Source organism: Labrenzia sp. THAF187b, assembly GCF_009363375.1.
Classification (GTDB): domain Bacteria; phylum Pseudomonadota; class Alphaproteobacteria; order Rhizobiales; family Stappiaceae; genus Roseibium; species Roseibium algicola.
The window spans coordinates 5683968-5696121 of sequence record NZ_CP045344.1; the positions used below are offsets into that span (position 1 = coordinate 5683968).

Consider the following 12154-nt stretch of genomic DNA (forward strand, 5'->3'; position numbering starts at 1 on the left):
GCCGTCAAAGCCAGTTGTCTTACTTGGCAAGACCTTGCGGTGTGTATTCAACACCGTTGCTGGCCTGGATCTGCCGGATGACAGCCCACTGATCCTTGTAGGTGATGGGGACGAACTTGCTTACGCCCTCGAATTCCTCACCCAGTTTGTTGCCCTTGAAGTCGAAGCTGAAGAACGCTTCCTTGATTTTTTCAACGAGGGCCGGGTCCAGGTCGTGGGCATAGTTGAAGGAGGTTGTCGGGAACGGATCGCTTTCCCAGACAATGCGCACTTCCTCCGGATCGTAAAGGCCACGTTCCGCCATGCGGTCAACAACTTCGGAAGCGACCGGTGCGGCGTCATAGTCGCCGGCAACCACACCCAGCATCGACTGGTCATGGGATCCGGAATAGATGACTTCATAGTCCTGATCCGGCACGACACCGAGGTCCGGGAACAGGGCACGTGGCGCCTGGTTGCCCGAGTTGGACGTCGGAGACGTGTGCGCGATGCGCTTGCCCTTCATATCGGCAGGCGTTTTGATATCGCTGTCGGCCTGGGTGTAGATCTGAAGGCGGTAGCCGAACTGACCATCTTCGCTGCCCATGATCGCAAACGGCACGGCACCGGCGAGATTGACGGCAAAAGGCGTCGGGCCGGTCGAGAAGCCCGCGATATGCAGACGGCCGGACCGCATGGCTTCCACTTCAGCCGAATTCGACTGCACGGCGAAGAACTGCACGTCCTTGCCGGTAACGGTTTCCAGATGCTCGATGAAAGGTGCCCAGATGTCGGCGTAAACGGCCGGATCTTCAACCGGTGTATAGGCGAAGACCAGCGTGTCCGGGTTGCTCAGTTTGGCCGGATCGGACGGAGCATCGGCGACAAGATCGCCATTGGCATCGCAATAGATGCTATCAAGTGCACCCTGGTTCGCGCATTCAGCTGCATAAGCGGACGAAAGGGCAAAACCGGTCACAAAAGCCACGGAACCGAGCCGGGCCAGCATATTTCTCATATTTTCCTCCCATTACAGATCACTCGCGCCTCACAGCGCATCGCACCGCAAGGCTCTTGAAAGATCGACTTCAGCCTAGCGGGATGTGGCGAGGGAAAACGAGCGGCGAAGTGTTAACAGAAGCCGTTGGACAGCCCTATTTTGTTAACAGTGTTACAACCACCCATGGGCGGGTGAAACAATTGTAACGAGATTCTGGTCTCGCAACCTGGTCCTTGTGTTAGACAGCTCATGAAGGTGCAAGAGAGCGACGGCATGGATGCAAGCGCGACAAGACCGGTGATTGCCATCATCGATGATGACGCGGATGTGCGCGAAACCCTGTCTGCTCTCATGGAGGCAAGCGGGTTCGAACCGGTTGCGTTTCAGGACAGCGACGGCTTCAAGGCGGCCGGCAGCCCCCAGGATTTCGATCTCGCGCTGATTGACCTGCGCCTCAAGGGCGAATCCGGTCTGACCCTTGCCATTCACATCCGCGAAACCAGCGAGCTTCCAATCGTCATGCTGACCGGTGTCGGCGACGAGATCGACAAGATCATCGGCCTTGAGACAGGCGCTGACGACTACCTGATGAAGCCGTTCAATCCGCGAGAACTCGTCGCCCGCATCCGCGCGGTTCTGCGACGCTACGGGCATGGCGTTTCAGCTGCGAAAGCCGGCAAGGATCAGGAAATCATCTTCGGCGACAAGAGGGTGAACCTGAAACGCAGGGAACTGCTTGACGGTAACGGCGACGAGATTCCGCTGACCAATGCGGAATATGTCCTCCTGGAATATTTCGTGAAGAACCCGGACCGGATCATTCCCCGTACGGACCTGATGCGCGAGATCGGCAGCGACATGCAGCGCTATGTGGACCGGACCATCGATGTCCTGATCCTGAGGCTGCGCCGCAAGATCGAGAATGTCCCGTCCAAGCCCGTTCATCTGCAGACCCGCCGGGCACAGGGATACATCTTCGTCCTTCAGGCGGACGGACCATGAGCACGTCCCGGCTCCGCCAGCCCAGCATCCGCTCGCTGCTGCTTTCCTCCATCGGCCTGCTTCTTGTCGTGGTCATGGTTGTCGGGGCCATTGCCCTCATCACACTCAACAGCGCCGAAGAGCAGCTCGGCACATTTCACGACCAGACCTTGAGCGACGTTTCCGACGCCCTGGAGCTTTCCGGCAACGCGTCGAAACTGGCCGCCTCCGCGCCCTTTCTGATGACACTCAGCCCCAGCTTCCAACTGGAAAGCGAGGCCGAACGAATTCTCGCAACGCTTGATCACATCGAGACACTGGGCGGCGGCGATCCCGACCTCATCAGGCCTCTTGCCCGCATCCGGGTCGCGATCACCGATCTGGCCCGCGCAATGGTTCCGCAAGGCAGGAACGCTGCAGAACTCGCACTGATCGATCAGGATCTGGAGCGCCTTCAAAAACGCTTTAGGAGGCTCGCACAATCTCGAGACCTGTCGCCTGTAGACCGTCAGAACTGGTCAGCCCTGCAGCAGCTGGTCATGGCGGCCATCGGTGCGTTGCGCAGTCAGGAGCTGATCAAGGTCGGTGAGCAGCAAAGCAGCTTCCGGCGTATCCGTCAGGACATTGCTTCCAATGCCCCTGCCGCCGTACGCACAGCCTTGGCAGAGGTCGATGACGCCGTAATGCGGCGGGGCGACCTGTTCTCACTGCGCTACGCCAGCCTCGCTGCCAAGCTCGATGCCGAAAACGCGCTCTTCCGCATTCGCACCGAGCTCGCGCAGGTGAACGCCTACGCCCTTCAGAAGGTGACGGACACAAAGCTGCGGCTTCGCGATTCACGCGACAAGACAACGACCAGCATTACCTTTGCAAAGGCCGTCATTCTTGTCCTGACCGGCATCAGTCTGATTGTTGCCATCGGCTCCGCCCTGTTTGTTTCCCGCTACGTGGTTCGCAACCTGCACCAGATCACCGCAGTCATGCGGCGGTTGGCGGCAGGAGATCTGAAGGCGCGGCTCCCAAAGAAGGCAAGTTCGTCGGACGAAATCGGGCAGTTGTCAGAGGCATTCCGCAAGTTCCGGTCCAACGCGCTGCGCCTGGAACGGAAAACCAGGGAAGTCTGGCGGCGGAACGAGCTTTTCATCACCGTTTTCCAGAACATAAGCGACGGTGTCGCGGTCCTGTCGCCAACCGGACAGATCCTGGCCGAAAATGATCGTGTCCGGGAGTTGTTGCGCCTTGAAAGGGCTGGCCGCGGCAAACGCATGACTTTGCCGGAACTTCTGGAAAAGTCACCGTTCGAACGCCGCGCCAATGAAAACGACCGCGCCGGATTTGGCGAATACGCAGACACCACCGGCCGGGTGCTGGAAGTGCGCCAGTCGGCCTTGCCCGACGGCGGCTCGGTTTGGCTGTTTTCCGAAACAACGGAACGCAAAAGGATCGACGAGCGGCTGGAAGAAATCCGGCGAGTGGAAAGCCTCGGCAAAGTAACAGGCGAAGTTGCCCATGACTTCGGCAACATTCTGTCCACGATCTCCGGAAATCTTCACATGCTGGAGGGCGAACTTACCCCCAGGGCCTCCGTGCTGAAGGCAAGGATCAATGACGCTGTCGAACTCGGTGTTTCACTGATCGAGAGGCTTCTGGCCTTCGCCCGCAAACAGCACCTCGCCCCCATCGAAACCGATATCGCCGTGATTGCGGAAGGCATGGAAGACCTGTTGTCGATGGCCCTGCCAGAAACCGTAACACTGACGATCAGGTGCGACGAAGGCCCGATGCATGCGCGGATCGACCCCGGCCAGTTGGAGAGCGCCATCTTGAACCTGTGCGTCAATGCAGGACAGGCCATCGAAGACGTAGGCCATATCGAAATTGCCGTGACGCGGCAGACAGACGGGACGATCTCGCTATCGGTGAAGGATGATGGCTGCGGTATGGATGCAGATACGTTGCGCCAGGCCGCAGAGCCTTTCTTCAGCGCCCGCGCGAATGGCGAAGGCACGGGCCTGGGGCTGTCCATGGTGCACGGGTTCGCGCACCAGTCAGGCGGCACCATCCACATTGCATCGCAGCCGGGGCACGGAACCTGCGTAACGTTGACCTTTCCCCGGCAGCCTGGCGGACAAACCACCCATTCTGTGGAGACCGTGGCCGGGAACGGAAACGGGAACGGGATCAGGCACGCTCTTGTGGTTGATGACGACCGGAGGTCGGCGGCTGCAATATCAGACCTCATGACAAGGTTCGGGTACAAGGTGACGACTGAGCATTGTTTTGAGGATGCCAATGTCAGGATTGGCCGCGACATGCCTTATTCGATCTTGGTGACGGACTTGCAGCTCGACAATGGTTACTCGGGCTGGGACCTTGTGGCGAAAGCTCTTGATGCGCACCCCGATTGCCGGGTCGTTGCCGTTTCGGGGCATCTGCCACAGGACGACCTGTTTTCAGACAGATTTCCGGAACGTTTTTCGAAGCTGCCCAAGCCGGTGGATGCGGAAGCACTGGCCGAAAAGATCGGGATGAAGCTGCACGTGCCTGCCTGAGCAAGGCGCGAACCGAAGCGAAGGATCGCTTCAGATCAAACGAAGACCCGTGCCAGTGTCGCGACCGCGAGCGCAGTTGCGGCCCGCTTCGGACCTGCAAGATCCGACGTGGTGCCGCCAGGCACCATCAGGTTGATCCGGTTGAGGTCCGTTGCATCCAGATGATCGAGATCGGCCGATTTGGCGGCTTCCTCGGCCGACAGGCGGATTTCGTCGAGCATGCGCACAAGGCCCTGCCAGATATGGATAGGAGGAGCCTCGCTCGTATTGCACCAGCGAAGAATTTCATCTTCAGATACATTGAGCACCATCGCAGCCTCACTCGTATCGAGACCGAGATATGTCATCATATCACTGAAGTTACTCATTCTTTTCCCCAAGACGCTCTGCGCCCCAAACACCAGAACTTACATTTTGCACTGCAATATGGCAAAAATCCAGTTCTTTACGGGAATTGAGTTAACCAATGCGCCGGCAAAGCAGGCGGGCAGCAATGCAATGCTGCGATTCTTGGCGGTTCTCTTGGTATTTTTGGCAAGAGGGGCCCATTGCAATTGACCAGCGCACTTGGTGGAAGAGCCAATTATCTGAAATATCTGATGAAAATTGATATCGGTGGAAAACGGTCGCCTGCCCGATTGTCCGGTTCGGTTAATGATAGGTTTATCCGACCAAATCAACCTGACCAATTGTGCCGCCGGACTCTTTGATGAAGTTCAAGGGAAAATCCTTCATTGCCATCGTTCTGAGCCCGGAGCCGCCCTTTGCGGACTGGTTCCGTGAAATCGATCGGATCATCGAACGCTCGCCGGGATTTTTCATCGACCGGCCCATCATACTGGACGTTCGGGGAACCAAGATTCCCATTGAAGAGCTGGAACAGCTTCTTGCCGAACTTGCCGAACGCTCGATCCGGGTGATGGGAATTGACGGTGTCGCCGGAACACGCCTGAAAGCCGGCATGCCGCCGAGCTTTTCCGGTGGCCGTCTGGCGTCCGATGTGGACGTCCCGACCCCTGCGAACGCTTCGGCCGTGGCTGGAAACGGTTCTGAAACCGAAGAGCGGGACACCAAGGACGCCGGTGGCTCGGCCAAGAACACAACTGCAAAGTCCAAGAAGACAGCCGCTGAACCCAAAACCAAGGTGAGCAAGGCAAACGGTGACAGCGATTTCGAACCAGAAGCGTGGGAAACCTCGCCGGCCAGCATCGCAAGCGGATCTTCCATCGTGATTACCGAACCGGTGCGCTCGGGCCAGAGCATCCTGCATCCAGAAGGCGACGTCACTGTCATCGGCTCCGTGAGTTCCGGCGCCGAAATAATCGCCGGTGGCTCGATACACGTTTACGGCGCCCTGCGCGGACGTGCATTGGCCGGTGTCGCAGGGAAAGACAGCGCCCGTATCTTCTGTTCCAAGCTGGATGCGGAGCTGGTTTCCATCAACGGGCTCTACAAGGTCGCGGACGATTTCGATGGCGCCCTGCGCAACGCACCTGCGCAGATCCGCTTCGAAAACGAGACCCTCGTCTTTGAAGAGCTGAACTAACCACAGGGCCGGCTGCAGAAGGCCGCCGGACTGACAACAAAAACAGGACGAACACCATGAGCAACGCTACTGTCGTTGTGGTCACGTCAGGCAAGGGCGGCGTGGGCAAAACCACCACCACCGCAGCTATCGCCTCGGCGCTTGCCAAAGAAGGCTACCAGGTCTGCGCCATCGACTTCGACGTCGGACTGCGCAACCTCGACCTGATCATGGGTGCGGAACGGCGGGTCGTGTTCGACCTCGTCAACGTGGTGCGCGGCGAAGCTTCGATCAAACAGGCGCTGGTGCGCGACAAGAAGCTGAACAACCTCTACCTGCTGCCGGCCTCCCAGACCCGGGACAAGGACGCATTGACCGAAGAGGGCGTTGCCAGCGTCATCAGCGAATTGCGGATGTATTTCGACTGGGTGATCTGCGACAGCCCTGCGGGCATCGAACGCGGCGCGACGCTGGCCATGCGCCATGCGGATGAGGCCATCATCGTGTCCAACCCGGAAGTGTCGTCGGTACGCGACTGCGACCGGATCATCGGCCTGCTCGACGCGAAGACAAAGATCGCCGAAGACGGCGGCCGGATGCCGAAGCACCTGATGATCACCCGTTACGACACCGAGCGTGCCAAGACCGGTGACATGCTGGCAACCGACGATGTCGTCGACATTCTCTCCGTTCCACTCATTGGCGTCGTGCCGGAAAGCAAGGACGTGCTGAAAGCGTCGAACGTCGGTCTGCCGATCACGCTGTCGGACGAAAATTCGCCAGCCGCAAAGGCCTATACCGAGGCCGTGCGCCGTCTGCTGGGTGAAAATATCCCGGTCACCATCCCCGAGGAAAAGAAGGGCCTGTTCGGCAAGTTCTTCAAGGGGAGGGCCGCATGAACATCCTGAGCCTCTTTGGCAAAAGAGGTGAAAGTGCCTCTGTTGCCAAGAACCGGCTGCAAATTCTGCTGGCGCACGAACGGGCCGACGACGGCTCCGACGCGGTCCTGATCTCAAGTCTGCGGGAAGACATCCTGGCCGTCGTGGCAAAGCGCGTTGCGATCGACCCGGACTCCGTACGTCTCGAAATGGACAGGACCGGTGACGTCACCACGCTCGGCATTGATATCGAATTGCCGCCGGCGAAAGCCTCCTGACGTTCAAGACCGGCCTTCTGGCCGGTCTTTTCCTGTCAGCCCGGCTGAGCTGCCGACTGAATGGGGACATGCCGGAAATCCAGCAGGTCGGAAGAATAGACCGCAACCTGTGCCCTGCCCCGCCGTTTCGCCGAATAAAGTGCAACATCCGCCTGGCGAAGCAGTTCCGAAGGCTTGTGCGAAAAAGCGACGCCGACACTGGCCCCGAACGTATAGGTGGCGCCGTCAAGGTTCACCGGCCGGCTGAGTTGTTCCACGATTGCCCGGCTTGCCGAAAGCACCCGCTCGCGCCGTGCCCTGCCGAACACAATGACGAACTCATCCCCGCCCAGCCGGACCACCGTGTCGTCCGCATTGACAAGGCCGGTCAAAGCTTCCGCGACATGCAAAAGCACCAGGTCCCCTGTTTCATGGCCGTAGGTGTCGTTTATTTCCTTGAACCGATCGAGGTCGACATAGAGCAGCGCGTGACCGTCCGCCAACGGTTTGACGTCCTGCAGGAGCGCCAGCTTTTCATCCAGCAATCGCCTGTTGCCCAGCCCCGTCAGAGGGTCGCTCCTGACCTGATTGGCCAGCAGTTCCTTGACCTTGTCCGCCTGATGCTTGGCTTCCGCAAGCGCCCGGACCGTATCTGTTGCACGGTGGAAGAACATGCGCGCGGACAGGTACATTCCGAGATAGACCACCAGCACCCCGATGGCCAGAAGAGGTAACATCCGGAACCCGGCCAGCTCCGGGTTCCACACGAAATAACCGAGGTGCCGCCTGTCCACGGTCTCGATGTCATATCCAGCCTGCCAGAAGGCCGGGGGGATTTGTGCCAATCCCAGACCGGGCAAGTGATATTTCTCCGCCATATCCGCCAGGACTGCGGCATTGATCGGCCGCGCGAAGACCAGCACGTGATCGGTACTGGTGTCGCTGTCCTCAGTGTATGACGTCAGCAAAACAGCGCTCGCGAGATAAAGCGTCTCAAGGTTTCCAACCAGACCCGTTGCCGGGACGGGCGATTCGTCCCGCGGCGTATTCCGGGCATCGGCAATCAGAACGCTCATCGAAGGCCCATAGCGAAGTCGCAAATCCGTATTGGCGACCTTGCCTTCCACCACATGAACCTTGGGCTGGTTGTTGCCATCCAGCAGGTGGATCCCGTCGATCTGCAGTTCTTCCTGCATGTAGTCGACAAAGGTTTCCCGTATCCAGGTCATGTCAAAGGATTCGACAAGGTTTTCGACCGCGTCGTTCCAATAGCCGTACTCAAGTGTGATGTCCGCCAGATGATCGGAGCGATCGCCAAGCATGGCCGTGAAAATATGTTCCGAAGATCGGATGGAATTTCGGTCGAGGGTCCAGGACAGGAAAGACACAAACGCCATCAGGCTCACCGCGCTGATGATCACGGTTATCCAGAACGGCTTGGACAGACGGCGGATTTCTACCGCTTGCGCTTCGCCCTTGGCCTTTTGAAGCGGCGGCGAACCATGCCCGACAGGCTCGTATCGCACTTGCTTATTCGCTCTCTTAGCTGCATTCCAGCTGGAATTACCTAAATTCCGGCAGCCACAAGTATCCTAGACAAGCGTTTCAGCACTATCAACACAAGAAATATTATTTAAAATCAATACTTAGCCAAATATTTCACAAATACTCGACCCGAAAGACAATCACCGTTAAAAATTACGATAAATTATCCTCAAAACAACTTTCATGAATACGCATTAGTCACGAGCCAACTTCTGAAACTCGAATTCGTTTCTTGTGAAAAACCCAAGCGAGATAACATCCCCCTGCGGACAGCGCGCGGCTCGTCGGGCGCGGCGAAAGAACTGGAAAAAGGCTGAGGCAAGCCAGGCGGCCCGGCTCTCATGCTCATTCCATCCAGCTCTTGAGTAACCTCATATCAAAGATACTGGGGCGCTCAGTGAACGGAGAAAGGCTGGAGCCGGGTTTTCCGGTTACGCCTCGTAGACGATCTCGCGGGTTTCGCGGAATTTCACGTCCGGGAACTTTTCGGTTACGTGACCGATTTCCCAGGCGTTCTTGAACAGGAACACCGGCTTGTCGTCACGGTCGTTGGCGATCGACATGCGGTGGCCTTCCAGCATATTCTGCAGGGTCTGGCTGTCGGTTTCGATCCAGCGGGCGGTGGTGTAAGGCACTGCTTCGAAGCCGATTTCAGTGCCATATTCCGCCTTCAGCCGATCCACCACGACATCAAGCTGCAGTGCGCCGACCACGCCGACGATCCAGTTGGAACCGAGATCCGGTTTGAAGATCTGAACAAGGCCTTCTTCGGCCAGGTCCTGAAGGCCCTGACGCATCTGTTTGACGCGCATGGTGTCGGACAGGCGTACGCGGCGCAGGATTTCCGGTGCGAACGCCGGCAGGCCGGTGACGTGGATGTTCTCGCCCTCGGTCAATGTGTCGCCAACACGCAACTGGCCATGGTTGGGAACACCGATGACATCGCCCGGATAGGCAAGGTCGGCGATTTCCCGTTCCTCGGCAAAGAAGAAGATCGGTGCGGAAACGGCAATCTGCTTGTCGGCGCGCACGTGCTTCAGCTTCATGCCGCGCTTGAAGGTGCCGGAGCACAGGCGCACGAAGGCAATGCGGTCGCGGTGCTTGGGGTCCATGTTTGCCTGCACCTTGAAGACGAAGCCGGTGACCTTGTCTTCCTGCGGCATGATTGTGCGCCCGCCGGTTGCCGGTTGCGAATGCGGCGGCGGGGCGAAGTCGGCGATGAAATCGAGCACTTCCTCGATGCCGTAGTCGCGCAGCGCCGAGCCAAAGAAAACCGGCGTCAGGTGCCCTTCCAGGAAGCTTTCCTTGTCGAATTCGGCGTAGCCTTCGGCGCCCAGTTCGACGTTCTCGGTCAGTTCATCCATGATCCGGTCGAACACGGTGCCGGTCAGGACCTCGTCATCAAGACCGGAAACGTCCTTGGTCTGGGTAAAGGCACCACCGCGCTCGCCATCGGAGGTGTGGAATTTCTTCTTCTGCCAGTCATAGACACCGAAAAAGTCCGAGCCCATGCCGACCGGCCAGGTCTGCGGAGAGACGTCGAGAGCCAGCGCCTCCTGTACCTCGTCCAGGATTTCAAGTGCATGCCGGCCTTCACGGTCGATCTTGTTGACGAAGGTGATGATCGGAATGTCACGCAGGCGGCAGACTTCGAACAGCTTGCGGGTCTGTGTTTCGATACCCTTTGCAGCGTCGATCACCATGATGGCCGCATCGACCGCGGTCAGCGTGCGATAGGTATCCTCGGAGAAGTCCTCGTGGCCAGGCGTGTCGAGCAGATTGTAGACGATGCCCTTGCGCTCGAACGTCATGACGGAGGACGAGACGGAAATGCCGCGTTCCTGCTCGATCTTCATCCAGTCGGACCTTGCGCGGCGGCGCTCGCCGCGAGCACGCACCTGACCGGCTGCCCGGATCGCGCCGCCTGAAAGCAGCAGCTTTTCGGTCAGGGTCGTCTTACCGGCATCCGGGTGTGAAATGATCGCAAAGGTGCGCCGGGACTGATAAGGCGCCGTGCCGTTTAGGCCAGTCATGAAGATCTCCTGATCCCAAATCCGGCGGGGCCGCGCAAACACGCCGGGAAAACCGGGGCGCAACCTTCCACTCAGGGCCGGACGGATTGATGTTTCGTTGGCGGAAGGTCATAGAGAGAATTCTTGAAGATTTCCAGCGCGAATATGACAAGTGGCATTGAAGGGAATAAAATCCTTTGTTTGGTATTTGGTTAGGGCAACAAATGAGATTTCACTTTGCTAGGTGTTCGGTCGCCATCTCAGTATTTTCGTTTGTTGTCGGACTATGGATAGCACTGGGCATTTTATCAAAACCTGCTTTCAGCCAAACGATCGCAAGTTCGACGTGCCCCTTAACGTGGATCAACACTATTGAAATGGTGGCAAAAGCCCGTGCGAGCCAACCGATTGCCTCCAAGGGTGTGCTTGTGTCCGGTATCGATGGCGAGGTTTACAACTGCCTTGACGAGAAAGTACCTGCAAGAGAATTGAAGGAAATAGCACGCGCTCAGAGGTCGCTTGCGCAGGTCATGGCAGAAACTCGTGCTGAAGATCCGAACGAGCACCTTGGGTTATGCGATTGCGGTTTATACAAAAGTCAAACGGGCTTCAAAATTAATATCTGTAACCTGCCGTATGACGAAATCGAACTCAAGACCGTACGTTGCACCAAGCGGCTCGAAATATATTTGAAAAATCTTCAATAGAAGCGAGCAAAGTTTCCGCTCTCCCAATCCCTCTTTTCATTCCGCCTAGGAACTCAGCCCTGTGAGCAAACGCAAATGCCTGATCGTCGGCATCGCGATGATCGCCGTCACCGCCGCCATCCTTCTCGCCATGGGGCGGATCCCGATCTGTGATTGCGGCTATGTCTTGTTGTGGACACCGGCCAGCGATGTCGCCGGTTCCTCGCAACATGTAGCCGACTGGTACACGCCCTCGCATATCATCCACGGCTTCCTGTTCTATCTGTTCCTGTGGCTGGTTTTCAGACGCTGTTCCGTCGGTGAGCGCGCGCTCGGAGCGATCTTCATCGAAGCAGCCTGGGAAATTGTCGAGAACAGCCCGTGGATCATCGACCGGTACCGTGAAGCGACCATTGCCGTTGGCTACACCGGCGACAGCGTCCTGAATTCCGTCTTCGATATTCTCTGGATGCTCGCCGGCTTCTTCTTTGCCTGGCGCATGCCGGTCTGGGTCACGATCCTGGTCGGGATTGCCTTCGAACTGCTTGCGCTCTGGGTGATAAAGGACAATCTCACGCTGAATGTTCTGATGCTGGTCTACCCGGTCGAGGCGATCAAGGTCTGGCAAGGCGGGTAAAAGCTTACGCTGCTGAACACTCCCGCTGCACCGACGAGCAAGGTCTACTGCTTCCGGGAAGGCTCAACCGTGCCTTCTTGATGGAGTTTCGTTGCCCCTCTC

The 12154-nt window shown here is 57.9% G+C and carries 11 protein-coding genes; 7 read left to right on the plus strand and 4 right to left on the minus strand.

Annotated elements, in window-relative coordinates:
* Window positions 1–19 precede the first annotated feature (19 nt).
* Entirely contained in the window at window positions 20–997 is a 978-nt protein-coding gene (gene phnD / locus FIV03_RS26095) for a phosphate/phosphite/phosphonate ABC transporter substrate-binding protein (RefSeq protein WP_208984471.1), read from the minus strand.
* 231 nt (window positions 998–1228) lie between these two features.
* On the opposite strand from phnD, the gene FIV03_RS26100 reads away from it, so the two are divergent.
* Complete coding sequence (locus FIV03_RS26100) at window positions 1229–1981, plus strand: response regulator transcription factor (protein ID WP_023000016.1); 753 nt, start codon at window positions 1229–1231, stop codon at window positions 1979–1981.
* Window positions 1978–4512 (plus strand): ATP-binding protein, encoded by a 2535-nt coding sequence (locus FIV03_RS26105; protein ID WP_152511519.1) that lies wholly within the window; start codon window positions 1978–1980, stop codon window positions 4510–4512. Before FIV03_RS26100 ends, FIV03_RS26105 begins: the two co-directional genes overlap by 4 nt.
* Before the next feature lie 35 nt (window positions 4513–4547).
* Here the strand turns inward: FIV03_RS26105 and FIV03_RS26110 are convergent, their stop codons facing one another.
* A complete protein-coding gene (locus FIV03_RS26110; protein ID WP_139314017.1) occupies window positions 4548–4880 on the minus strand; it encodes a hypothetical protein in 333 nt (110 codons plus the stop codon).
* Between the two features lie 341 nt (window positions 4881–5221).
* On the opposite strand from FIV03_RS26110, the gene minC reads away from it, so the two are divergent.
* Genes minC through minE form a run of 3 tightly spaced genes read left to right on the plus strand, consistent with a single transcriptional unit; the run spans window position 5222 to window position 7193 of the window.
* Window positions 5222–6058: a septum site-determining protein MinC gene (gene minC, locus FIV03_RS26115; protein ID WP_152511520.1), complete on the plus strand. Its 837-nt coding sequence runs from the start codon at window positions 5222–5224 to the stop codon at window positions 6056–6058.
* A gap of 56 nt (window positions 6059–6114) precedes the next feature.
* Window positions 6115–6936 (plus strand): septum site-determining protein MinD, encoded by an 822-nt coding sequence (gene minD / locus FIV03_RS26120; protein WP_006939389.1) that lies wholly within the window; start codon window positions 6115–6117, stop codon window positions 6934–6936.
* Window positions 6933–7193, plus strand: a complete 261-nt coding sequence (gene minE, locus FIV03_RS26125; protein WP_023000012.1) for a cell division topological specificity factor MinE — start codon at window positions 6933–6935, stop codon at window positions 7191–7193. The genes minD and minE overlap by 4 nt, the downstream gene beginning before the upstream one ends.
* A gap of 35 nt (window positions 7194–7228) precedes the next feature.
* Here the strand turns inward: minE and FIV03_RS26130 are convergent, their stop codons facing one another.
* Window positions 7229–8698 (minus strand): diguanylate cyclase, encoded by a 1470-nt coding sequence (locus FIV03_RS26130; protein ID WP_152511521.1) that lies wholly within the window; start codon window positions 8696–8698, stop codon window positions 7229–7231.
* Between the two features lie 450 nt (window positions 8699–9148).
* Complete coding sequence (locus FIV03_RS26135) at window positions 9149–10750, minus strand: peptide chain release factor 3 (RefSeq protein WP_152511522.1); 1602 nt, start codon at window positions 10748–10750, stop codon at window positions 9149–9151.
* Between the two features lie 176 nt (window positions 10751–10926).
* Here FIV03_RS26135 and FIV03_RS26140 point away from each other — a divergent pair, with 176 nt between their 5' ends.
* Both FIV03_RS26140 and FIV03_RS26145 read left to right on the plus strand, forming a co-directional pair.
* Window positions 10927–11436: a hypothetical protein gene (locus FIV03_RS26140; RefSeq protein ID WP_209010552.1), complete on the plus strand. Its 510-nt coding sequence runs from the start codon at window positions 10927–10929 to the stop codon at window positions 11434–11436.
* A 97-nt stretch (window positions 11437–11533) separates the two neighbouring features.
* Window positions 11534–12052 (plus strand): DUF2585 domain-containing protein, encoded by a 519-nt coding sequence (locus FIV03_RS26145; RefSeq protein ID WP_209010113.1) that lies wholly within the window; start codon window positions 11534–11536, stop codon window positions 12050–12052.
* Window positions 12053–12154 lie beyond the last annotated feature (102 nt).